At 63.9% G+C, this 23,521-nt stretch carries 22 protein-coding genes; 11 read left to right on the plus strand and 11 right to left on the minus strand.

The window, feature by feature from the left end:
* Positions 1-58: 58 nt before the first annotated feature.
* Positions 59-1,201 carry a DNA-processing protein DprA gene (gene dprA, locus ACM42_RS19440; RefSeq protein ID WP_271529442.1) on the plus strand — a complete coding sequence of 381 codons (1,143 nt, stop codon included), beginning with the start codon at positions 59-61 and terminating at the stop codon, positions 1,199-1,201.
* A gap of 232 nt (positions 1,202-1,433) precedes the next feature.
* Here the strand turns inward: dprA and ACM42_RS19445 are convergent, their stop codons facing one another.
* On the minus strand, positions 1,434-1,880 hold the full coding sequence (locus tag ACM42_RS19445; RefSeq protein ID WP_271529443.1) for a winged helix-turn-helix transcriptional regulator: 447 nt from the start codon (positions 1,878-1,880) through the stop codon (positions 1,434-1,436).
* An 83-nt stretch (positions 1,881-1,963) separates the two neighbouring features.
* Between ACM42_RS19445 and ACM42_RS19450 the strand changes: the two genes are divergently transcribed.
* Complete coding sequence (locus tag ACM42_RS19450; RefSeq protein WP_271529444.1) at positions 1,964-2,572, plus strand: FMN-dependent NADH-azoreductase; 609 nt, start codon at positions 1,964-1,966, stop codon at positions 2,570-2,572.
* Between the two features lie 78 nt (positions 2,573-2,650).
* Here the strand turns inward: ACM42_RS19450 and ACM42_RS19455 are convergent, their stop codons facing one another.
* Positions 2,651-2,818 (minus strand): hypothetical protein, encoded by a 168-nt coding sequence (locus ACM42_RS19455; protein WP_271529445.1) that lies wholly within the window; start codon positions 2,816-2,818, stop codon positions 2,651-2,653.
* 174 nt (positions 2,819-2,992) lie between these two features.
* Positions 2,993-3,766, minus strand: coding sequence for an SDR family oxidoreductase (locus ACM42_RS19460; protein WP_239624003.1), 774 nt, complete (start codon positions 3,764-3,766; stop codon positions 2,993-2,995).
* Between the two features lie 122 nt (positions 3,767-3,888).
* Here ACM42_RS19460 and ACM42_RS19465 point away from each other — a divergent pair, with 122 nt between their 5' ends.
* The gene (locus ACM42_RS19465; protein ID WP_271529446.1) at positions 3,889-4,353 is read left to right on the plus strand and encodes a winged helix-turn-helix transcriptional regulator; all 465 of its coding nucleotides are present in this window, start codon (positions 3,889-3,891) and stop codon (positions 4,351-4,353) included.
* Positions 4,354-4,405: 52 nt separating this feature from the next.
* On the opposite strand, the gene ACM42_RS19470 is transcribed toward ACM42_RS19465, so the two are convergent.
* Together ACM42_RS19470 and ACM42_RS19475 are read right to left on the minus strand one after the other, a co-directional pair.
* Complete coding sequence (locus tag ACM42_RS19470; protein ID WP_271529447.1) at positions 4,406-4,795, minus strand: hypothetical protein; 390 nt, start codon at positions 4,793-4,795, stop codon at positions 4,406-4,408.
* 9 nt (positions 4,796-4,804) lie between these two features.
* Positions 4,805-5,041, minus strand: a complete 237-nt coding sequence (locus ACM42_RS19475) for a hypothetical protein (protein WP_271529448.1) — start codon at positions 5,039-5,041, stop codon at positions 4,805-4,807.
* A gap of 230 nt (positions 5,042-5,271) precedes the next feature.
* Here ACM42_RS19475 and topA point away from each other — a divergent pair, with 230 nt between their 5' ends.
* The 6 genes from topA (at position 5,272) to rpmG (ending at position 13,594) form a co-directional block, all read left to right on the plus strand.
* On the plus strand, positions 5,272-8,058 hold the full coding sequence (gene topA, locus ACM42_RS19480; protein ID WP_271529449.1) for a type I DNA topoisomerase: 2,787 nt from the start codon (positions 5,272-5,274) through the stop codon (positions 8,056-8,058).
* 7 nt (positions 8,059-8,065) lie between these two features.
* Complete coding sequence (gene rnr, locus ACM42_RS19485) at positions 8,066-10,432, plus strand: ribonuclease R (protein ID WP_271529450.1); 2,367 nt, start codon at positions 8,066-8,068, stop codon at positions 10,430-10,432.
* The gene (locus ACM42_RS19490) at positions 10,426-10,866 is read left to right on the plus strand and encodes a DUF983 domain-containing protein (RefSeq protein ID WP_271529451.1); all 441 of its coding nucleotides are present in this window, start codon (positions 10,426-10,428) and stop codon (positions 10,864-10,866) included. Before rnr ends, ACM42_RS19490 begins: the two co-directional genes overlap by 7 nt.
* A gap of 32 nt (positions 10,867-10,898) precedes the next feature.
* Positions 10,899-11,651, plus strand: a complete 753-nt coding sequence (locus tag ACM42_RS19495) for an NUDIX hydrolase (protein WP_271529452.1) — start codon at positions 10,899-10,901, stop codon at positions 11,649-11,651.
* 241 nt (positions 11,652-11,892) lie between these two features.
* Complete coding sequence (locus tag ACM42_RS19500; protein ID WP_271529453.1) at positions 11,893-13,218, plus strand: LLM class flavin-dependent oxidoreductase; 1,326 nt, start codon at positions 11,893-11,895, stop codon at positions 13,216-13,218.
* Between the two features lie 208 nt (positions 13,219-13,426).
* Entirely contained in the window at positions 13,427-13,594 is a 168-nt protein-coding gene (gene rpmG / locus ACM42_RS19505) for a 50S ribosomal protein L33 (RefSeq protein ID WP_007603295.1), read from the plus strand.
* A gap of 1,199 nt (positions 13,595-14,793) precedes the next feature.
* On the opposite strand, the gene ACM42_RS19510 is transcribed toward rpmG, so the two are convergent.
* The 3 genes from ACM42_RS19510 to ACM42_RS19520 all read right to left on the minus strand — a co-directional run bounded on the left by ACM42_RS19510 (position 14,794) and on the right by ACM42_RS19520 (position 17,719).
* The gene (locus ACM42_RS19510) at positions 14,794-15,657 is read right to left on the minus strand and encodes a cation diffusion facilitator family transporter (RefSeq protein ID WP_271529454.1); all 864 of its coding nucleotides are present in this window, start codon (positions 15,655-15,657) and stop codon (positions 14,794-14,796) included.
* A gap of 325 nt (positions 15,658-15,982) precedes the next feature.
* Positions 15,983-17,344, minus strand: a complete 1,362-nt coding sequence (locus ACM42_RS19515; protein WP_271529575.1) for a metal-dependent hydrolase family protein — start codon at positions 17,342-17,344, stop codon at positions 15,983-15,985.
* 171 nt (positions 17,345-17,515) lie between these two features.
* Positions 17,516-17,719, minus strand: a complete 204-nt coding sequence (locus tag ACM42_RS19520; protein ID WP_028181690.1) for a hypothetical protein — start codon at positions 17,717-17,719, stop codon at positions 17,516-17,518.
* A gap of 446 nt (positions 17,720-18,165) precedes the next feature.
* Between ACM42_RS19520 and ACM42_RS19525 the strand changes: the two genes are divergently transcribed.
* On the plus strand, positions 18,166-19,176 hold the full coding sequence (locus ACM42_RS19525; protein ID WP_271529455.1) for an Lnb N-terminal periplasmic domain-containing protein: 1,011 nt from the start codon (positions 18,166-18,168) through the stop codon (positions 19,174-19,176).
* Positions 19,177-19,424: 248 nt separating this feature from the next.
* On the opposite strand, the gene ACM42_RS19530 is transcribed toward ACM42_RS19525, so the two are convergent.
* A complete protein-coding gene (locus ACM42_RS19530; protein ID WP_271529456.1) occupies positions 19,425-20,663 on the minus strand; it encodes an MFS transporter in 1,239 nt (412 codons plus the stop codon).
* Positions 20,664-20,792: 129 nt separating this feature from the next.
* On the opposite strand from ACM42_RS19530, the gene ACM42_RS19535 reads away from it, so the two are divergent.
* A complete protein-coding gene (locus tag ACM42_RS19535) occupies positions 20,793-21,392 on the plus strand; it encodes a TetR/AcrR family transcriptional regulator (protein ID WP_333921692.1) in 600 nt (199 codons plus the stop codon).
* Positions 21,393-21,747: 355 nt separating this feature from the next.
* On the opposite strand, the gene ACM42_RS19540 is transcribed toward ACM42_RS19535, so the two are convergent.
* A complete protein-coding gene (locus ACM42_RS19540) occupies positions 21,748-23,121 on the minus strand; it encodes a PleD family two-component system response regulator (RefSeq protein WP_028177872.1) in 1,374 nt (457 codons plus the stop codon).
* 14 nt (positions 23,122-23,135) lie between these two features.
* Positions 23,136-23,501: a response regulator gene (locus ACM42_RS19545; RefSeq protein ID WP_271529458.1), complete on the minus strand. Its 366-nt coding sequence runs from the start codon at positions 23,499-23,501 to the stop codon at positions 23,136-23,138.
* Positions 23,502-23,521: the final 20 nt, after the last annotated feature.

Below are 23,521 nucleotides of genomic sequence, written 5' to 3' on the forward strand. Positions count from 1 at the left end.
ATCGCAGCAAGGCCGCGCAAGCGCAGGTGACTGTTGCGCAACGCCCTCAGGTTGTTCCATGCTGTCCCTGCAAGGAGACACCGTGGACGCTAGCAATCCGAGCGTAGAGCTGACCGAGCCTGACAGGATCGACCGCCTGCGGCTGATCCGCTCCGACAATGTCGGCCCGCGCACCTTCCGTTCACTGGTCGATCATTTCGGCACGGCGCGGGCCGCGCTGGAGCGCCTGCCTGATCTGGCGCGCCGTGGCGGTGCGCAGCGAACGGGCCGCATCTGCAGTACGGATGAGGCGAAGGCCGAGCTTGCCGCGAGCCGCAAGTTCGGCCTCGCCTGGCTGGCGCCCGGCGAGGACGGCTATCCGGCGCGACTGGCGATGATCGACGACGCACCGCCGCTGCTCGCCGTGCGCGGCGACACGAAAACCCTGATGCGGCCGATGATCGCCATCGTCGGCTCGCGCAACGCCTCGGGCGCCGGGCTGAAATTCGCCGGCCAGCTCGCGCGCGAGCTCGGCGACGCCGGCTTTGTCGTCATCTCGGGCCTCGCCCGCGGCGTCGATCAGGCCGCGCATCGCGCGAGCATCGAGAACGGCACGATCGCGGTGCTGGCCGGCGGGCATGATTGCATCTATCCACCCGAGCATGGCGATCTGCTCGCCGCGATCCTCGGTCACGCGGGCGCTGCGATCTCCGAGATGCCGCTCGGCCACGAGCCGCGCGCCCGCGACTTCCCCCGCCGCAACCGCCTGATCTCCGGCGCCTCGCTCGGCGTCGTCGTGGTGGAAGCGGCGCACCGCTCGGGCTCGCTGATCACGGCGCGCATGGCGGCGGAACAGGGGCGCGAGGTGTTCGCGGTGCCCGGCTCGCCGCTCGATCCGCGCGCGGCCGGCGCCAACGATCTGATCAAGCAGGGCGCAACGCTCGTCACCGAGGCCGCCGACATCGTCAATGCGGTTCAGCCGATCATGGAGCGGCCGCTGATGCACCCCGCAGGCGAGCCCGACAGCGAGCCGTTCGAGAGCGATCCGCAGGGCCATGACCGCGATCAGATCACCAACCTGCTCGGCCCAGCCCCGATCTCGATCGACGATCTCGTGCGAATGTCCGGCGCCTCGCCTGCGATCGTGCGCACGGTGCTATTGGAGCTCGAACTCGCCGGGCGCCTCGAACGCCACGGCGGCGGGTTGGTGTCGCTGCTCTAGAGAGCTTACCCTCCCCTGGAGGGGGAGGGTCGATCGCGCGTAGCGCGAGCGGGGTGGGGTGATCTCTCCACTCGGGCAGCGTTCGATGAGGAGAGACTGTCACCCCACCCCGTCTCACATTTCGCTGCGCTCAATGTGAGCCGACCCTCCCCCTCCAGGGGAGGGTAAAGCGCGTGCCCCTCAGGGGGAGGTGACGGTCGGCTCACATCGGTGAACCGAGATTGATCACGTCCTAATCCTCGTTGCGCTCGTCGAACCGCGTGCGCGCGGCCGCGATCTGCTCCTGATGTTCGATCGCCCACTCCCCGAGCGCCTTTACGGGCTGCTGAAGACCGCGGCCGAGGTCGGTCAGCTCATAGTCCACCCGCGGCGGAATGGTCGGGAAGATCGTGCGCGTGACGAGGCCGTCGCGCTCGAGACCGCGCAGCGTCAGGGTCAGCATCCGCTGCGAGATGCCGTTGATCATTCGCTTCAGCTCGTTGAAGCGCTTCGGCCCGTCGCTGAGCATCATGATGACGAACACGCTCCATTTGTCGCCGACGCGGGACAGGATGGAGGCGACCCCACGGCAGTCCGCATGGTTGGGATCCGGCAATGGATCAGGCCTCATGTCCGGCCTTGGATTTGCCCTCGGCGGAGCAGGCAAATCGGTGTTCTCAGGTTTCAATGATGTGCCCATGGCTCAAAAAAGTGCGTTCTTGCGGGGATTTTGACAGTCACTCATGTAGCTCTGGTTACAAACCTATACCAGGGTGACCTCAAATGAAACTGCTCCACATCGACTCCAGTGTCCTCGGCCCCCACTCCGTCAGCCGGCAGGTCTCCGCCGCCATCGTCGACCGGCTCCGGCAGACGACGCCCGGTCTCGACGTAACCTATCGCGACCTGACCCAGACCCCGCTTGCCCATCTCTCCGGCTCGCATCTCGCGGCCGCGCAAGGCGCCCCCGCGCCGGCGGAACTCGCGCCCGATCTTGCCGCAAGCGCGGCCGTGCTGGACGAGTTCATGGGCGCCGACGTCGTCGTCGTCGGTGCCCCCATGTACAACTTCACCATTCCGAGCCAGCTCAAGGCCTGGATCGACCGCATCGTGGTGGTGGGGAAGACTTTTAAATATGGCGCGGCCGGGCCGGAGGGGCTGGCTGGCGGCAAGCGGGTGATCGTCGCGATCTCGCGCGGCGGCTATTACGGCGCGGGCTCGCCCGCCGCAGCGCTGGAGCATCTCGAAAGCTATCTGCGCGGCGTGTTCGGCTTCATGGGCATCAGTGATGCCGAATTCATCATCGCCGACGGCATCCAGGTCGGACCGGATCACCGCGAGAAAGCGCTCGCGGACGCGCTTCAAGCGGCCACCAGCCTGCGGGCGGCCTGACGCCGCGCCGAGATCGGCCGCCGCCGAAATGCGCGGCGGCTGACGGCTGCACGATCTGCAAAGCTGGAACCAGACGCCCTAGATGCCCAGGATCACGGCAACGAGCGAGACGAACAGGCCCATCCCGGAAAACAACGCGATGGCGACCAGCTCGGATGTGTCGGAGCGCTTGGCCGGAACGGCGGATCGTTCGGTGAAGATGCGCGGCGATGAAAGCGACGAGAAAAAGCGGGCTGCTTTCGGCATGCTAGACTCCATATAAATAACGAGTCTGCCCCGCCCCATAAGAGGGTCTTCGCAGCTTGCGCGAAGGTTCAATATCTCACGCAAAGGTTCGGTCAACGCACCTCACGGCACGTCGGAACCGACCGGCGCAACTGCATGGACCGCGCCGGCCAGTTCGATTTGCGCTTGGTTTGATCAGCCGCGATAGATCGGCGCGCCGCTCGGGGAGGCCACCGCGCCGCCGTCGACGAAGATTTCCTGGCCCTGCACATGCGCGGAATCATCGGAGGCGAGGAACAGCACCGTCTTCGCAACGTGATCCGTTTCACCGATGCGGCCGAGCGGCGTCGATAGCGCGATCCGCTTCTCGAACGCCTTCTCGGCTTCGGGCGTCGCGGTCGCGGGCCCCCAGATCGGGGTGCGGATCGCGCCGGGCGCCACGACATTGACGCGGATTCCGCGCGGCGACAGCTCCGAGGCCATGATCCGCGCCATCGCCCGCACACCGGCCTTCGCGGCACCGTAAGCGGAGTAACCGGGAATGCCGAGCACGGAGATCACCGAGCCGTTGAGGATGATCGAGGCATTGTCGTTGAGATAGGGCAACGCCGACTGCACGGTGAAGAACACGCCGGTCAGATTGGTGCTGATGACCTTCTCGAAGACCTCGGGCGTCGCCGAACCCAGCGGCGTGCCGCCGGCGATGCCGGCATTGGCAAACACGATATCGAACTTGCCGAACTTTTCCCCGCCCTGCTTGATGGCAGCTTCGGTCGCGGCGATGTCGGTGGCATCGGCGGCGAGTGCGAGCGCGTTCGGCCCGAGCTCCTTCGCGGCAGCCTCCAGCGTCTGCTTGTTGCGCCCGGTGATCACCACCTTGGCGCCTTCGGCCGCGAACAGCTTTGCCGTCGCAAGCCCGATGCCGCTGTTGCCGCCCGTAATCAATGCCGTCTTATCTTTCAGTCTCACGCTCGCCTCCAGTAGTTGCATGATGAAACTATGTTGCCATCTAGGGCATATGGTTTTATGATGCAACCACACAAGCGCGTGATCGGCGCCGGCGCCGTGCGAACGCGATAGGACAGACCGCGATGGTGAAACGAACCAGCTTCGAGGGCGATTCCTGCCCGATCGCACGCTCGCTGGAGGCGCTCGGCGACTGGTGGTCGCTGCTGATCGTCCGCGAGGCGCTGTTCGGCGTGCGCCGCTTCGGCGAATTCCAGAGCAGGCTCGGCATGGCCAAGAACATCCTGTCGGCCCGCCTGCGATCGCTGGTCGACCACGGCATTCTCGAGACCGCCCCCGCCTCCGACGGCAGCGCCTATCAGGAATATCTGCTGACGCCGAAGGGCCGCGGCACCTTCCCGATCCTGGTCGCGCTGCGGCAATGGAGCGAGGAGTTCGACGATCACCCCGAGGAGATCGCGACCATCCTGGTCGATCGTGCGAAAGGCCGCCCGGTGAAGAGGCTGGAAATGCGCGCCGAGGACGGGCGGCTGCTCAGTCCCGCCGACACCACGCTGAAGCCGCGGCCGGCGCGACGGCGGTCGGCCTGATTGCGACGGCGAGCTGCCACCATACCGTCAATGCAAGTGGAGCGAACCCTGTCTAGCATCCGACCAGGGTAGCCCTGCGAACCATTTTCAGCCGATCCGCGCGCTGGCGCCGGCCGAACCCGACCTCGTAGTTCAGATCGTAAACACAGCCGGCCTTCATGGCGGCAAAGTCTGCATTCCGCTCGATCGTGTAGTGACCGGAAGGCTCCGTCTTGAGATGGACGCGACCGGGCTCGGACCAGGCTTGATCGACGCCACGATAGAGCACCCGATCGGTCGAGCCGACGGTCGCGAACCATAGGATCAACCCTCCGATCAATGCCACCATGATCACGAGGCTACGAACATCGTTGCGGAGCTTGTCCGCAAGGCTCGAGAGATTGGACGCGTTCTTCACATTGGCTTTGTCGTCGGTCGAACGCGACAGTTCACGCCAATCCATCTAGCCTTGTCACGACAGCTTGCGCTTGGTCCGCAGCCGCAGATGCTCGTCGGCCTCCAGCTTGGTCATGCCCAGGAGATAATACAGCACGTCGAGCTTGTGGCGCTCGGCGAGCTTGCGCAACGCTCCGGTCTGCTCGGCGATGAAGGCCACGGCCTCGTCCGCGCCGCCCTCCCCTGGTTCCTCGTGACGCGAGCCTCCCCGCGCGCCCGATGCGGCACGCTTCCGTTTCTTTGGCTTAGTCACCAAGACCCCACCCGAATCCATGGTCCCAACAGCAACATTACGCCCACATCGACCGCAACTCCAAGGTGGTATTCTGCAACTTTCTCGATATGAAACTTTTCCCATCGAGGCGGCTTTCAACACCCCTCGATTTGACAGCGGAGGCCGCACCACCCATGTTCGGGTCGAAACGGCCGACCCGAGTCCTTTCGTTTTCGGCCCAAGATTTTCCCGTAAGTTACTGGAACTACATGAATATCGTCATCGTGGAGTCGCCGGCGAAAGCCAAGACGATCAACAAATATCTGGGCTCGTCCTATGAGGTTCTGGCCTCGTTCGGCCATGTCCGCGACCTGCCCGCGAAGAACGGCTCCGTCGATCCCGATGCCAATTTCAAGATGATCTGGGAGGTCGATCCCAAGGCGGCCGGCCGGCTCAACGAGATCGCCAGGTCCCTGAAGGGCGCCGACCGCCTGATTCTCGCCACCGACCCTGATCGCGAGGGCGAGGCCATCTCGTGGCACGTGCTGGAGGTGCTGAAGGAAAAGCGCGCGCTCAAGGACCAGAAGATCGAGCGGGTGGTGTTCAACGCCATCACCAAGCAGGCGGTCTCCGACGCGATGAAGCATCCGCGCCAGATCGACGGCGCGCTGGTCGACGCCTACATGGCGCGCCGTGCGCTCGACTACCTGGTCGGCTTCACCCTCTCCCCCGTGCTGTGGCGCAAGCTGCCGGGCGCGCGCTCGGCCGGCCGCGTGCAGTCGGTGGCGCTGCGCCTCGTCTGCGACCGCGAGCTCGAGATCGAGAAGTTCGTGCCGCGCGAATACTGGTCGCTGATCGCGACCCTGCTGACGCCGCGCGGCGACGCGTTCGAGGCCCGCCTCGTCGGCGCCGACGGCAAGAAGATCCAGCGCCTCGACATCGGCACCGGCGCGGAGGCCGAAGACTTCAAGAAGGCGCTGGAGGCAGCCAGCTACACCGTGACCGCGGTCGATGCCAAGCCGGCCCGGCGCAATCCGCAGGCGCCCTTCACCACCTCGACGCTGCAGCAGGAAGCCAGCCGCAAATACGGCTTTGCGCCGGCGCACACCATGCGCATCGCCCAGCGCCTCTATGAGGGCATCGACATCGGCGGCGAGACCACCGGACTCATTACTTATATGCGTACCGACGGCGTGCAGATCGATCCGTCCGCGATCACCCAGGCCCGCAAAGTGATCGGCGAGGATTACGGCAACGCCTATGTGCCGGATGCCCCGCGCCAGTACCAGGCCAAGGCCAAGAACGCCCAGGAAGCGCACGAAGCGATCCGCCCGACGGATCTGTCGCGCCGGCCGGACAGCCTGAGCCGCAAGCTCGATGCCGATCAGGCGAAACTCTATGAGCTGATCTGGAAGCGCACGATCGCGAGCCAGATGGAATCCGCCGAGCTCGAGCGCACCACGGTCGACATCGCGGCGAAGGCAGGCTCCCGCACGCTGGAGCTGCGCGCCACCGGCCAGGTCGTCAAGTTCGACGGTTTTCTGGCGCTCTACCAGGAAGGCCGCGACGACGAGGAGGACGAGGATTCCCGCCGTCTGCCCGCCATGAGTTCGGGCGACGCGCTGAAACGGCAGAGCCTGTCCGTCACCCAGCACTTCACCGAGCCGCCGCCGCGCTTCTCGGAAGCTTCCCTCGTCAAGCGCATGGAAGAGCTCGGCATCGGCCGGCCCTCCACCTACGCCTCGATCCTCCAGGTCCTGAAGGACCGCGGCTACGTCAAGCTGGAGAAGAAGCGCCTGCACGGCGAGGACAAGGGCCGCGTCGTGATCGCGTTCCTGGAGAGTTTCTTCAGCCGCTATGTCGAATACGATTTCACCGCCGCGCTGGAGGAGCAGCTCGACCGCATCTCCAACAACGAGATCTCCTGGCAGCAGGTGCTGAAGGATTTCTGGCGCGACTTCATCGGCGCCGTCGACGACATCAAGGATTTGCGCGTCGCGCAGGTGCTCGACGTGCTCGACGAGATGCTGGGGCCGCACATCTATCCGCCGCGCGCCGATGGCGGCGACGTCCGCCAGTGCCCGAACTGCGGCACCGGCCGGCTGAACCTGAAGGCCGGCAAGTTCGGCGCCTTCGTCGGCTGCTCGAACTATCCGGAATGCCGCTACACCCGTCAGCTCGCCGCCGACAGCGAAGCGACCGCCGATCGTTCGCTCGGCCAGGACCCTGATACGGGTCGCGATGTCTGGGTCAAGGCCGGCCGCTTCGGCCCCTATATCCAGCTCGGAGAGCAGAAGGATTATGAAGAAGGCGAGAAGCCCAAGCGCGCCGGCATCCCGAAGGGCACCTCGCCCAGCGATGTCGACCTCGAGCTTGCGCTGAAGCTGCTGTCGCTGCCGCGTGAAATCGGCAAGCATCCGGAAAGCGGTCTTCCGATCACCGCCGGCCTCGGCCGCTTCGGCCCGTTCGTGAAGCACGACAAGACCTACGCCAGCCTGGAAGCCGGCGACGAGGTGTTCGACATCGGCCTCAACCGCGCGGTGACGTTGATCGCGGAAAAGGTCGCCAAGGGCCCGAGCCGCCGCTTCGGCGCCGATCCCGGCAAGGCGCTCGGCGATCATCCAACGCTCGGCACCGTCACCGTCAAGAGCGGGCGTTACGGCGTCTATGTCACGGCCGGCGGCGTCAATGCGACGATCCCGGCCGAGTTCGAGAAGGATACGATCACCCTGCCGCAAGCGATCGCGCTGATCGACGAGCGCGCGGCCAAGGGTGGCGGCAAGAAGACCACCAAGGCGGCGAAGAAAGCAGCGAAGCCGGCCAAGGCCAAGAAAACTTCGGCCAAGAAAGCTGCAGAGAACGCTGCGGACGGCGAAGACGGCGCGCCAAAACCGAAGAAGCCGGCCGCGAAGAAAGCCGCGGCCAAAACCAAGTCCGAATCCACCAGCAAGGCGCGCGCCGCCGTGCCGTCGACCGCCAAGACGTCGCCGACCAAGGCCGCCGCCACCAAGAATCCTGCAAATACTCCGGCCAAGAAGAGTGCCGGCAAGAGTTAGAGGTTAAGTGAAACGCAAGAAAGACCATGGCTTTCCCGACAGGAGCGCCATCGTCGCCTTCATCAAGGCAAATCAGGGAAATGTCGGGACCCGCGAGATTGCGCGCGAGTTCGGCCTGAAGAACGCCGACCGCGTCGAGCTCAAGCGCATGCTGCGCGAGCTCGCCGACGACGGCATCATCAAGAAGAAGCGTCACAAGGTCTCGGAGCCGGACACGCTTCCGCCGACGCTGCTCGCGGACATCACCGGCCGCGACTCCGACGGCGAATTGATCGCCTCTCCCGCCGAATGGGACGAGGTCGAGAGCGGCGAGCCGCCAAAGATCCTCATCGAGATGCCGCGCCGGCCGAAGCCCGGCACCGCGGCCGGCGTCGGCGACCGCGCGCTGCTGCGCGTCGAGCGCTCGGACGAGACCGAAGGCCCCGCCTGGCGCGGCCGCATCATCAAGGTCATCGACAAGGCCAAGAGCCGCATCCTCGGGGTGTTTCGCGAGCTTCCCGAAGGCGGCGGACGGCTTGTCCCCGTCGACAAGAAGTTCGCCGACCGCGAGCTGAATATCGCCAAGACCGATACGCACGGCGCGCAGGACGGCGATCTCGTCAGCGTCGACATCGTCCGCTCGCGCGGCTTCGGCCTCGCCTCCGGCCGCGTGAAGGAGAAGCTCGGCTCGGTCAAGTCGGAGAAGGCGATCAGCCTGATCGCGATCTACGCCCACGACATCCCGCTGCAATTCTCCGCCGCCGCCGAGCGCGAGGCGGAGGCGGCCGAGCCCGCCAATCTCAGGGGACGCGAGGACTGGCGCGACGTCCCGCTGGTCACGATCGATCCGCCGGACGCAAAAGATCACGACGACGCGGTCCACGCGCAGCCCGACGACGATCCCAACAACAAGGGCGGCTTCATCGTCAACGTCGCCATTGCCGATGTCAGCTTCTACGTCCGCCCGGGCACTGCGCTCGATCGCGACGCGCTCGACCGCGGCAACTCGGTCTACTTCCCCGACCGCGTCGTGCCGATGCTACCCGAGCGCATCTCCAACAATCTCTGCTCGCTGGTGCCGGGCGAGCCACGGGGCGCGCTCGCGGTGCGGATGGTGCTCGGGCCCGACGGCCGCAAGCGCTCGCACAGCTTCCACCGCATCCTGATGCGCTCGGCGGCCAAGCTGAGCTATGCGCAGGCCCAGGCCGCGATCGACGGAAAGCCTGACGATATCACCGGCCCCCTGCTCGAGCCGATCCTGAAACCGCTCTATGCCGCCTATGCCTGCGCCAAGCGCGCACGCGACGAGCGCGATCCGCTCAATCTCGATCTGCCCGAGCGCAAGATCCTGCTGAAGAGCGACGGCACGGTCGATCGCGTCGTCGTGCCTGAGCGGCTCGATGCGCACAAGCTGATCGAGGAGTTCATGATCCTCGCCAACGTCGCGGCAGCCGAGATGCTGGAGAAGAGATCGCTGCCGCTGATCTACCGCGTGCATGACGAGCCGACGCTGGAGAAGGTCCACGCTCTGGCGGAATTTCTGGAGACGCTCGACGTCCCCTTCACGAAATCAGGCGCGTTGCGCCCGACGCTGTTCAACCGCGTGCTGGCCCAGCTCGAAGGCCATGACTACTATCCGCTGGTGAGCGAAGTCGTGCTGCGCGCCCAGGCGCAGGCCGAATATTCCTCCGAGAATTACGGCCATTTCGGCCTGAATCTGCGCCGCTATGCGCATTTCACCTCGCCGATCCGCCGCTATGCCGACCTCGTCGTGCACCGCGCGCTGGTCCGCGCGCTCGGCCTCGGTGAAGGCGCCCTGCCCGACAGCGAGACGCCTGAGACCTTGAGCGAAGTCGCCGCCCACATCTCTGTGACCGAACGGCGCGCGATGAAGGCGGAGCGCGAGACTGTCGACCGCCTGATCGCCCATCACCTCGCCGATCGCATCGGCGCAAGTTTCCAGGGCCGCGTCTCCGGCGTGACGCGCGCCGGCCTGTTCGTCAAGCTGAGCGAGACCGGCGCCGACGGGCTGATCCCGATCCGATCCCTCGGCACGGAATATTTCAACTATGACGAGAGCCGTCACGCGCTGGTCGGCACACGCAGCGGCACGATCTATCAGCTCGGTGACGTCGTCGACGTCCGTCTGATAGAAGCAGCCCCGATCGCGGGCGCACTGCGCTTCGAATTGCTGTCGTCGCAGAGCGAGAGCTCCCCAAGGGAGCGCAGGCCGTTCCGCCCGCAACGCAAATCGTCAAAGGCCCATCCCGGACGCAGCCCAGAGAAAAAACGCAAGCCGGAGACACAGAAATCCGGCAAGGGGAAGAAGGGTCAGGGGAAAAACCAGACGAAGAGCAAGGGAAAAGGCAAGGGACAGAAGGGCAAGGCATGGTGACGATGAGCACGGCCCCGAAGATCTGGACGCGCGAGAGCGGCCTCGTCGAGAAGCGCGATCTCTGGACGGCGATGAAGCGCGGCTTTCGCGGCCGCTGCCCGCGCTGCGGCGAGGGAAAGCTGTTCCGCGCCTTCCTGAAGACGGCGGACAATTGCGCGACATGCGGCCTCGACTTCACGCCGCACCGCGCCGACGATCTGCCCGCCTATCTCGTCATCGTCATCGTCGGCCACATCGTGGTGCCGGCGGTTTTGTGGATCGAGACCAACTACACCACGCCGGTCTGGATCAGCTTCGCGGCCTATCTGCCCTTCACCTTCGTCGCCTCGCTCGCGCTGCTGCAGCCGGTGAAGGGAGCTGTGGTCGGCTTGCAATGGGCTCTGCGCATGCACGGGTTTGACGAGAACCCTCCGGATGGTATTCCGCCCGTGTAAGCAAATAAGCAAGAAGCGGTTTGGGTGAGGACATGACGGATATTGCGCAGGCAGCGGAGAAAACCAAGGTCCATGAGGAGAAGGAAGCCGACCATCATCCCTATTTCCGCCCACGGGATGCGGCGACACTGATCCTGATCGATCGCAGCGGCGCCAGTCCGAAAGTGCTGGTCGGCAAGCGGCACGACAAGGTGGTGTTCATGCCCGGAAAATTCGTCTTCCCGGGCGGCCGCGTCGACAAGGCCGACCATCGCGTGCCGTGCGCTGCGCCCATCACCGCGGAGTTGGAGACCAATCTCGCCAAGGGCAGCCCGAAGACGCCGGCCTCCCGCGCGAAATCGCTCGCCATTGCCGCGATCCGCGAAGCCTGTGAGGAAACCGGCCTGTGCCTCGGCCGCAAGGCTGAGGGCAAGGTGACGAGGCTCGACGGCCCCTGGAAGCCGTTTGCGGATGCGGGCCTGCTGCCCGATCCCTCCGGCCTGTTCCTGATCGCGCGCGCGATCACCCCGCCCGGCCGCGTCAAGCGGTTCGACACGCGCTTCTTCACGGCCGACGCGTCCGCGATCACCCATCGCGTCGAGGGGGTGATCCATGCCGATGCGGAGCTGGTCGAGCTGGTCTGGGTCGAGCTCGGCTCGAAACCGCTCGCCGATCTGCATCCCATGACGCGCAACGTGCTCAACGAGCTCGACACCCGCCTTGCCACCGGCCCGCTCCGCCACGATGCGCCGGTGCCGTTCTTCCATTTCTACGGCGGCAAGATGCAGAAGGATATTTTGAGCTAGGCTCAGGGCCGCCACGCCCTCGTCCGTCATTCCGGGGCGCCGCGTCAGCGGCGAACCCGGAATCCATTGGGCCGCCGAGACTGCGGGGAGATGGATTCCGGGTTCGCGCCAAGTGGCGCGCCCCGGAATGACGTGCTGAGAGATCTGCAAAAAACAAAATAATCTTCCCGCCGCCCCCAATGGCGGAGTTTCGTCGCGTCCCTATGTCTTCCCGAGCGACACCAAGAACGGACACCGGGCGATGGCACAACGGCAACTCAAGCTTGGCGCGTTCATGCGCCCGATCAGCATCCACACCGCCGCCTGGCGCTATCCCGGGGCCTGGCCCGACGCCAATTTCAACTTCGGCCACATCAAGACGCTGATCCAAAAGCTCGAGGCCGGCAAGTTCGACGCCTTCTTCATGGCCGATCACCTCGCCGTGCTGAACATGCCCATCAACGCGCTCAAGCGCAGCCACACCGTGACCTCGTTCGAACCGTTCACGCTGCTGTCGGCGCTCTCGGCCGTCACCGAGCGCATCGGCCTGATCGCGACAGGCTCGACCACCTTCGACGAGCCCTATCACGTCGCCCGCCGCTTCGCCTCGCTCGACCATCTCAGCGGCGGGCGTGCGGGGTGGAATATCGTCACCACCTCGAACCCGGACGCGGCGCTGAATTTCGGCCTCGACGATCACATGGAGCACGCCGAGCGCTACAAGCGCGCCCGCGAGTTCTACGACGTCGTCACCGGCCTGTGGGATTCCTTCGCCGACGATGCCTTCGTTCGCGATGTCGAAAGCGGCCTGTTCTTCGATCCCGCGAAGATGCACACGCTCGACCACAAGGGCAAATATCTGAAGGTGCGCGGGCCGCTCAACATCGCCCGTCCGGTGCAGGGCTGGCCGGTGATCGTGCAGGCCGGCGCCTCCGAGGACGGCAGGCAGCTCGCGGCTGAGACCGCGGAAGCCGTGTTCACCGGCGGCGGCAGTCTCGCCGACGGCCAGAAGCTCTACGCCGACATCAAGGGCCGCATGGAGAAGGTCGGCCGCGATCCCGAGCACCTGAAGATCCTGCCCGGCGCCTTCGTCGTGGTCGGCGACAGCGTCGATGAGGCCAGGGAGAAGCGCGCTTTGCTCGACAGCCGCGTGCACTACGACAGCGCCATCGCCTCGCTCTCCGTCATCCTCGGCACGGATGCCTCCGGCTTCGATCCCGATGGCCCCCTTCCCGAGATCCCCGAGACCAACGCCAGCAAGAGCGGTCGCCAGCGCATGGTCGATCTCGCCGCCCGCGAAAAGCTCACCGTGCGCCAGCTCGCCCAGCGCGTCGGCGGCTATGGCGGCCTGTCGTTCGTCGGCACCGCCAAAACCATCGCTGACCAGATGGAGGAATGGCTGGTCGGGCGCGGCTCCGACGGGTTCAACATCATGTTCCCGTTCCTGCCCGCCGGCCTCGACGATTTCGTCGACAAGGTGGTCCCGGAGCTTCAGAAGCGCGGGATTTTCCGCAAAGAGTATGAGGGTGCCACTTTGAGGGAGAATCTGGGGCTGCCACGGCCGAAAAACCGGTTCTTCGAGGCCTGATCGGCCCGTTTTGAGTGGTTTTCCGGCCCTAGAGCTCCCTTCGGGGCTCTAGGTTGTTGTTTTTGACGCGTTTTCTTGACGCGAACCGGTGCTCACTTCGCTCGAAAACGCTTCGAAACCTTGACATCAGGCGGTTTCTGGCTAGGTTGCCGGCCAACGCGGGCCGTTTGGCCGGCTCCAGATTCCCCGATATTCTGAGGTTCAGAACATGGCCAAAGCGGTCACCATCAAGGTCAAGCTCGTGTCCTCGGCCGACACCGGCTTCTACTATGTCGCCAAGAAGAACTCGCGCACCATGACCGACAAGCTGGTCAAGAAGAAGTACGATCCGGTCGCGCGTAAGCACGTCGAATTCCGCGAAGCCAAGATCAAGTAAGATCGCGGGACGTTGAAGACTTTGACGGGGCCCTCACGGGCCCCGTTTTCATTTTCTCCGCTGCATGTCCCGGACGGCTGCAGCGTACAACGCTGCTGCGCAGAGCCGGAATCCAGAAAGCAACACGGCACACCGCGAAGACATGGGTCCCCGGCTCTTCGAGCCTAACAGGCAACGATGGACATCAACGCCAGCCTGTGTGCGAGCGGCCCGCGCAACGACGCTAAGCGCATCTATGGCGGCGGAACCAGGCCCTATAAAGAAGGTGAGCGAGCCCACAGATTTTCGCTCGGAAGTATGTCAAGCTAGCTAACAGGTTTGGCGATTGGGGTGGGGTAGCATTCATGGAAACCGTGAAACATTGTCGTGCCCAGTCCACTGAATGCCTCAGCTTGATGCAATCAGCGCGGGACGAGACTGAAGCAAGACTCCTCAAGTCTCTGTCGCAAAGCTGGGTCCGCCTCGCAAACCAGATTGATCGGTACAAATCGTTTCGTTCGACGCGTGACAAGCGGCCTGCCGCTTAGCTACACGCGCCGCTGCACGATCCACTCTGAGCCAGGAAATCCGCGAGGCGATAAGCCTGAAGCGCCCGGCGTCAGACGTCGGAGATGACCGTCGTCTAGCTCGAGGACAAGTTTGCTCGGCGACGAGCTCACCACCCAGGTGCTGATGATAGTTGCATCACCGAGTATGATCGGCAGGTCGGTTCCTGCCGGTGGATAGTCGTGCGACACGGAATTGGTCCTCAGCCACACCTTAACTCCGGTCTCAAGTGTCCAATGCGTCGTATGGCCCGCCCATTCCATGTCTTAGTCCCTGTGGCGAGGGGCGTGCTAGCGGTTTTGCGACGAGACGACTTGACGTCCGACAACTCCAGCAGGGCAGACTGCAACATGGCTTCGATGGGTTGGCCTCGTCCCGCTGAACCCTTCTCGGGAAGACCTGGGTGGCTAGACTGGGGCGCCGTTCCCTGCCGCACTAATGAGCAGGTTTCTGTGGCTCGTATCCCGACAAACGTGATCGGCCGGTCCGGGTCACGACCTCAACCGAAGCCCTGGACGTTCGCTCTGGGTCAGATGCACCCACTGAGGTAGAGCGATCAACGTCCGCTCTACTGCTACAGCAGCCCTATGCGGCTTCCCGAACCTCTTCGCCTTCGGGCCACAACCCGACGTCGTCCGCTCGCTCACAACCGCTCACACGTGGCCACGCGCGCGCGTGGCCACGTTCAAGTCACTGCGTGCGTCCTTGATGATGGAAAACGCCGATTGCAGGAACAGGCCAGCGATGATGACCGCTACCACCAGGTCCGCCCACGGCGTTCGCGTCCAAGCGACGAGTAAGGCCGCGATGACGACAGCCACATTCCCGATAGCGTCGTTCCGGCTGAACAGCCACACTGCGCGCACATTGGCATCGCCATGTCGGTGTGGAAGGAGAACAACAGCCGCAGCTATATTCACGGCAAGAGCGATCAGGCCGAGCACGCCCATCAGTTGCGCTTCCGGCTGCTGAACGACCAACACGCGATAGACGGTTGCGACGAGCACACTTATGCCCAGAACGCCCAGAAAAATTCCTTGCAACATTGCCGCCTTGGCCCGTGCGGCCAGCCCCCACCCCACAGCAATCAGCCCTAGGAAAGAGATCATTCCGTCGCCAAGAAAGTCTAGCGCGTCCGCCTTGAGCGCCTGAGAGCCAGCGATAAACCCGCCGATGATTTCGATGACGCCATAACCGGCATTGAGCAGAACCACAATCCATAGGGCACGCTTGTAAGCGGGCGTGACATGGGAGAGGTCCATAATCTTGTCGTCGGCATCGTTCGCGTCTAGACGCGCGAGCATATAGCCCAGCCCAGCGACCGTTCGCTCAAGCTCGGGCAGCGGAGCCGCCTTTTCATCAATGTGGAGCGTCATTTCCTGCGAAGCAATTGAAACTCTTGCTTCCAGCACGCCCGAGATTGCACGCGCCGCCGTTTCGATTTTCGCGGCACACGACGAACAATCCATGCCCGTGACGCGATAACGCACTGGCTCAACTAGTTCTGCCGTCTCCATATCGAGGCATCCTTGGTATCGAGCATCCTTGTTATTTGGCTCGCCACTCTACGTCCTGTAGTTACTACAGGAGCCAGTACCATGTTGCCCATCTACCGGATCGTCGAAATCTTCTTGCACCGCACGGCCGGACCATACATCTGGGTCGGATGCGCCCATTGACGGCAGAGCGATCAGCGTCCGCTCTACCTGCTACAGCAGCCCTATGCGGCTTCCCGAACCTCTTCGCCGTCGGGCACAAGCGGAATTACCCGGCACGGGTTGGTACTTCGCGCTTTGGGATCGAGCGCGACCTCGTCCATCGAACAGGGCGATGACGTTGCTGCTAACGCGCAAGCGTATCTTTGTAGATAATTCCATCTTTCATGATGATCTTGAAATTGTTGGCGGGGTCGGCAAGAAGGCCGATATTGTCCAGGGGATTTCCGTCGACGAGCAGCAAATCCGCGAGTGCGCCCTGTTCCACGACGCCGAGTTTGCCGGGATAAGGATTCCGCTTGCCCGATAGCGCCAGCAGTTCGGCGTTCGTCGATGTCGCCATGGTCAGCGCTTCGGCAGGCGTGTACCAGCGAGCGAGTGAGGCCAGGATGGCCCCCTGTTGACGCGCGAGCGCTGCGGAGAACAGGACGTCGGTGCCCCACGCCGTCTTGATCTTGTACTTCCTCGCCAACTCGTAGGATCTGGCTATGCCGGGCCAGACCTCATCCGCCTTGGCTCGCTGGATGGAGCCTACGGGAAAGCCCAGCCTCAAGTCCTCGGGGAGAGGCTGTATGCTCAACCAGACACCCTTCTCTGCCATCAGTTTCGCTGTTGCGTCGTCCATCAGGAAGCCGTGTTCGATACACTTCACCCCAGCCGCAATGGCTCCCCGAATCGCAGCAGACGTAAAGGCATGCGCAGCGACGTACGTGCCCCAATTCTCAGCCGCTTCAACGGCGGCGCGTATTTCGGGTTCGGTGAACGTGGTCACGTCGATCGGACTGAAAGGCGACGACACTCCGCCGCCAGCCGTCAACTTGACCTGGGAAGCGCCTTGCATGAGCTGCTCGCGGACACGGACGCGGACCTCGTCGGGGCTGTCCGCAATCATTGCCCCACCGGTCTGTTCCATGCGGGTGAGCATGCCGCCGATCGTCCGCGGCAGGTCGGTAAGCTGGCGGAAATCCCCGTGCCCACTCGTGACAGTAATGACCGCGCCGGACGGATAGATGCGCGGACCCTTGATGATACCTTCGTCGATGGCGCTCTTGAGCCCGAACACCGGCCCGCCCACATCTCGAACGCTGGTAAAGCCGCGCATGAGAGTGTGCGTGGCCTCGTCGCCAGCGACAAGATTGACGTAGCCGACGTCGCCGAACGACTGTGCCGGCGTGACCCGGATCAACATCGCATGCCAATGGTTGTCGATGAGGCCGGGCATCAGTGTGCGTCCGCCGCCTTCGACAATGCGAATGTCCGCCGGGATATCCACCGCTATCGGCTGTAGCGAGATTGATTCTATCTTGTTGCCGCGCACCAAGACGTTGGAGGAGGCAGACAGCGTGGCGCTCTTCCCATCAAAGATGCGGACGTTCTGAAAGAGCGTGGCCGCGCCATCTGCCTGAAGCGCTTGCTGCGCCAGGCTCGCTCCACCGAGCCAGGTCGAGAGCACCACCGCGATCGACAGCGAACGGCATGTTCCGCTCATCGACGGTCGGATCCGCCGCGCACTGTACAATTTGTTCAAGAGAGTTCCTGACATCATCGCGCACGGTCCCCCTCGTTGCGTATCGGCTGCGTTCGGTTGAAGCGGCCAGACCTTCGCGATTGCGATGCCGTGCGTGGCTCTTGCAGCGACAGGCCGATCTCGCGGCCTCGGTCAGAGCGGATCGCCCTGGTTGCGCCTCATGATCTTGAGAACCAGGAAGATCGCGCCGGCAACCAGGAAGGCAACACCGATCGCGGTGACTCCGCTGGACTCGCTGCTCAAGCCGAGCGCCGTGAATAGCAAGCCGAAAAGCAGGAGAAGGATACCCGCGAGTTTCTTGATCAGGAGGATTGGTCTTTCAGCTGCGATCGCCATCAGCGCACTCCCTTTTATCGACTCGTTTCCACTATGCCGTTCTCGTCGCCGGCGGCCATGCATAGGTCAGCCAGGCTATGCCGTGAGAGATCAGGTCGACGACGAGCACAAATCCGAGCACCCAAAGGCCTGTCATCGGGAACCCCGTGAGAATAACGAGGCCAGCGAGAATTCCGAATGCGCCGCAGCATCACCCAGCCCGCATCCTTCCAGTGAGGCCCAGAAAGAGGCGGACAAATCCGGATATCGGCAGCAACAAGCCCACTACGAAGGTGAGGTCGCGCAGCCCTTTGAACGCACTGTAAAAAACGAGGCCATCGCTTCTCGTTCGCGAAGAGCTACTGTAGCGTGCAACTATTCACAATGAAACGACAGGTGATCTGACACAACGGAGCTGTAGAAAGGCATTGCCGGAGCTTTGCGGCAGGAGCAGCCAGGTGATTTCAGTGCGTAAATTCGTATCAATGTTGGTCAGATGGCCGGGAAAGCCAATTGGCTCTCTCATTCGGATCATGCTCGTCACATGGGCCGTACTGGCCATCTACTACTCGAACTTGCCTTGGGGTGGGCTGCGTACGATTTCGGCCGGAGCGTTTGCGGGCTTTGCGATTTGGGCGCTCTGGCGTTCGCGCCAACGGCGCACGTCCGTTCTCTTCCTCGTCATGTTTTTCGGTGTCGTCGCATGGTGGATCTCAATCCCTCCATCACACGATCGCCATTGGCGACCGGAAGTCGCGGTGATGCCGCGGGCGGCCATCGACGGCGACCGCGTGCGCCTGACCGGTGTCCGTAACTTCGACTACCGAAGTCGAAGCGACCTCACGGTCCGCTACGAGGAGCGCGAGGTGTCGCTGTCGCACTTGATAGCCCTCGATTTCTACGTTTCCTATTTCACCGAGGGGCCAGTCGGACACACGTTTGTGAGTTTTGTCTTCGACAACGCGCCACCACTGGCCATCTCCATCGAGACGCGTCCTGAGGTCGGCGAAGGCTTTGCGCCCGTCGCCTCATTGTTCAAGCAATTCGAGCTCATCTACGTGGTGGGTGAAGAGCGTGATGTTGTGGGCGTGCGCACCAACCATCGCCACGAGCCGGTGTACCTGTATCGCCTCAATACATCGGCTGACGACGCGCGCCGGCTGCTAACGATCTATTTGACGCGCATCAACGAACTCGCCGATCAGCCGGAGTTCTACCATCTGTTGACCAACAGCTGCACGATCAACATCGTGCGCTATGCAAATGCGGCGGGCCGACGGGGGCGCTTCGACATTCGACATCTGTTCAATGGACTGATCGATAGCTATCTCTACCACTCCGGCCGGATAGAGGCGACGCTGCCGTTTGATGAACTGAGGCGCGGGTCCTTGATCAACGAAGCCGCACAGGCGGCCGATGGCGCAGCCGATTTCTCACAGCAGATTCGCTTATCCTTGCCGACAATGATGCGACCCTAACCGCAGTGGGCTCACAAGGCTTGTGAGGAGCCGTCGCCGATCCGCCGGGCTCTCCCTCTTCACCCGCCCATGTCCATCTCGGGTCCTGCTTGTCTACGAAAGTTGGCAATGATCGGAGGCGGCGAGCGACCTCTGCCCGGCTTGAACGGAGTGGTAGTCTGCGCTGGGTCACAATCGGCCCATGACGACTAAACAGCGCGGCGTCCGCGGTAAGCTCCCAAGCTGACGAAAGCGACCAGTCGCCCCTGCTACGCCGTCCGCAACACGGGCGCCGGCGGCTGCGACGGGCGGATCAGCGCGAACGCGACCTGCACGATGCCGCCGGCGAGGCCGAGCGCGACGCCGATGCGCCAGGCCATGGTGTAGGAGCCGAGCGCGTCGTAGAGCACCCCTCCCCCATAGGCGCCGAGGAAGCTGCCGATCTGGTGGCTCATGAAGGCGAGGCCCTGGATCATCGCCTGCCAGCGCAGGCCGAACATCTCGGCGACCGCGCCCGCGACCAGCGGGCCGACGCCCATCCACAAAAAGCCCATGATCGCGCCGAACAGCAGCGTCGAGAATGGCGTCGCCGGCAGCGTGAAGTACCAGGCGAGCGCCAGCGAGCGCAGGATGTAGATGCCGCCGAGCAGTGCCAGCTTGTTCCAGCGCTGGCCGGCCCAGCCGAAGAACAGCGAGCCCAGCACGTTGAAGCCGCCGATCATGCCGAGCGTCTGCGCGCTCAGCATCGGATCGAGGCCGCAGATCGCCAGATACGACGGCAAGTGCGTGGTGAGGAACACCAGCTGCATGCCGCAGACGAGATAGGCGCAGGTCATCACCACGAAGGACGCATTGCCGAATGCTGTCCTCGCCGCCGTCGCGGCCGTGGCATCTCCGATATCGTCGGCCGCCGGCTTCGGCAGCGGGATCCTGTCGACACGGCCGGCATACCAGGCGGCGGGGATCATCAGCACCGACATGATCACGAAGCCGGCAAGCCCGATGCGCCAGCCGAAACCCTCGTTGAGCATCTGCCCGATCGGCGCCGACAGGAGCGCGCCGAGCGAGCCCGCGCCGGAGACGATGCCGAGCACGGTGGAACGCACCGTTTCCGGCACCGCGCGCGCCGCCACCGACATCGCGATCGCCGCGGCAGTGCAGGCCAGCGACGTGCCGATCAGCACGCCCGCTCCGACCATGATGCTGACGAGCCCGTTCGCGGTTGCCATCAGCGCGAGCCCTGCAATGTACATCAGCGCGCCCGCAATCATGATCGGGCGGAAGCCGTAGCGCACCGTGAGCGCGCCGGCGGGTGGCTGGAGAAAGCCCCAGGCGAGGTTCTGTACGGCCAGCGCCAGCGTGAAATCCGAGATCGAAATGTGGATGTCATGCGTCAGCGGCTGCATGAAGATCCCGAGGCTCTGCCGCAGCCCCATGCTCAGCGTCAGCATGATCGATGCGCCGATCAGGATCGGCAATGTCGGACGCAGGACCTGCAGCAGAGGCATTTTCTTCTCCCTCGTCGGCACGGCGCAAATGCCGTCGTCTGTTTTTGCCGTTGATTTTGGGTACACAGATCTGTTTACATAGGCTATGGATGTCCGGTGCTGTCAAGCGAACAGGACGCGTGCTACCGCATGGCTCCCCCGCCCAAACAACAGACGATGAAAGAGCGGATCCTCGAGACCGCCGACAAGCTATTCTATCTGCAAGGCATTCGCGCCATCGGCGTCGACACCATCGCGGCCGAGATCGGCATCTCCAAGCGCACGCTCTACAACCACTTCCCCTCCAAGGACGCGCTGATCGCGGCCTATCTCGAGCGCCGCTTCGTAGCTCAGCGCCCGTCCGACAAGCCGCCGGCCGAGCAGATTCTCGCGACGTTCGATTCGCTGGAGCGGCGGTTTGCGGCGAAAGATTTTCGCGGCTGCCCGTTCGTCAATGCAGTCGCCGAGCTGGGCCCCACCGACCGCGCCGTGAAGAAGATCGCCATCGCCTTCAAGGAAAGCCGCCGCATCTGGTTTCGCGAGCGGTTGACCGAGCTCGGCGTCGCCGATGCCGATGCGCTCGCGACGCAGCTCGTGCTGCTGGTCGACGGCTCCATCGCCCAGGACCTCGTGCGCGACGATCCGGCGATGGCGCGCGCAGCGAAGGAAGCGGCAAAGGTGCTGCTGCGCAATGCGGGCGTGGATGTGGGCGATGATGCGGTGAAGCAGCACAAGCGCGCGCCACAATAACCACTGTCGTCCCGGACAAGCGCAGCGAAGCGGAGCGCAGAGCCGGGACCTATAACCACAGGGAGAAGTTAGGCGAAGACCCGTGGTTGCCAGCTCACGCCATAACCGCTCCCTGGGGTTATGGGTCCCTGCGTTCGCAGGGACGACAGTGAGGATGTGGAGGAAGCGTCGACACCTAACTACACGTCAGGACCATTTCGCGATGTTCGCAAAATGCTCCTGTTTTGCCCGACAAGTCAAACGGCTTTGCCGGCCGCCTGCGCATGCCTCTTTGCCACCCGCGTAAGTCCTTGATCCGACTGGCGCCGGCTACTGTGCATGGGGTTGTTTTCGCAACTTTTGTGTCGTGGCGGCCTCAGGCCGCCTGCGACACCACGCGATTGCGGCCGTCGTGCTTGGCGCGATAGAGCGCCGTGTCGGCGCGCTTGAGGACGTCGGCGACCGCCTCGCCCTTCCGCTCCAGCGTGGTGAGCCCGATCGAGATCGTGACCTCGATGCGCTTGGTGCCCTTGTGGATCGCGAACGGCTCACCCGCGATCGAGCGGCGCAGGCGCTCGGCGACCATGCCGGCGACGTGAAGATCGGTCTCCGGCATCACGATGACGAACTCCTCGCCGCCGTAGCGGCAGGCGAGATCGATGCCGCGGATCGACTTGCGCACCCGCACCGCGAACTCGCGCAGCACGTCGTCGCCGGCGTCGTGGCCGTAATTGTCGTTGATCGACTTGAAGTAGTCGATGTCGAGGATCATCAGCGCCAAGGGCTTACCGCGGATCGAGGCCTGCTCGGCGAGGGTCGCGAGATGGCTCTCCATGTAGCGGCGATTGTGCAGGCCAGTGAGCGCGTCGGTGATCGCCATCTCGATCGAGTTCTGCACGTTGTCGCGCAGATGATCGGTGTAGCGGCGGCGGCGGATCTGGGTGCGGGCGCGGGCCAGCAGCTCGGTCTTGTCGATCGGACGCAGCAGGTAGTCGTTGACGCCGATCTCGAGGCCGCGGAGCAGCCGCGTCGAGTTCTCGGGGTCCGCGATGGCCAGGATCGGCACATGCCGCGTGCGCTCCAGCGAGCGCGCCTGGCTGCACAGCCTGAGGCCGTCGAAATTGTTGAGGTCGAGCGAGACGATCAGGAGGTCGTAATTGCCCTCGGCGGCGTGGAACAGCGCCTCCGTCGGGTTCGGCTCGACATCGATGGTGTGCTCGGCAGCGAGGATGGTCGCCAGCCGCTCGTAGGAGGACTCGCGGTCGTCCACCAGCAGGATGCGGCCGCCCTTGCCGGTGTCGGCCACGGCGCTGCGCTCCGGCGTCTGCATGCCGATCTCGAGCGAGGTGATGGCGCGCATGCGCAGCTCGTCGGTCATCATCTTCAGCCGGGTCAGCGAGCGCACGCGCGCGATCAGCACGACGTCGGAGACGGGCTTGGTGAGGAAGTCGTCGGCGCCGGCTTCCAGGCCGCGGTTGCGGTCCGCCGGGCTGTCGAGCGCGGTGACCATCACGACCGGAATGTGGTGCGTGGCGGGATCGGTCTTGAGGCGGCGGCAGACTTCGAAACCGTCCATGTCGGGCATCATCACATCGAGCAGGATGATGTCGCATTCGGCGCGCCGGCTGATCGCCAGCGCCTCGGTGCCGTTCGAAGCGGTCATGACGTCGAAATATTCGGCGGAGAGGCGGGCTTCGAGGAGTTTGACGTTGGCAGGAACGTCATCGACAACCAGGATACGCGCGGACACTTTGAACTCACTTCCTATCCGATAAAACGCCGGACCGTCTCGATGAATTTGCCGACCGAGATCGGCTTGGACAAATAGGCCTCGCAGCCGCCCTCGCGGATGCGCTCTTCGTCACCCTTCATCGCGAATGCCGTGACCGCGACGATGGGAATGTTGCGCAGCTCCGGATCGTCCTTGATCCAGCGCGTCACCTCGAGGCCGGAGACCTGCGGCAACTGGATATCCATCAGCACGAGGTCGGGCCGCATCTTGCGAACGAGATCGAGCGCCTCGTAGCCGTTGCTGGTGCCCGAGGTCTGATAACCATGCGCCTCCAACAGGTCGCGGAAGAGCTTCATGTTGAGCTCGTTGTCTTCCACGATCAGGACGGTCTTAGCCATCCCGTCCTCCTGATTGGCAC

This window comes from Bradyrhizobium sp. CCBAU 25338 (genome assembly GCF_028128965.1).
Classification (GTDB): domain Bacteria; phylum Pseudomonadota; class Alphaproteobacteria; order Rhizobiales; family Xanthobacteraceae; genus Bradyrhizobium; species Bradyrhizobium liaoningense.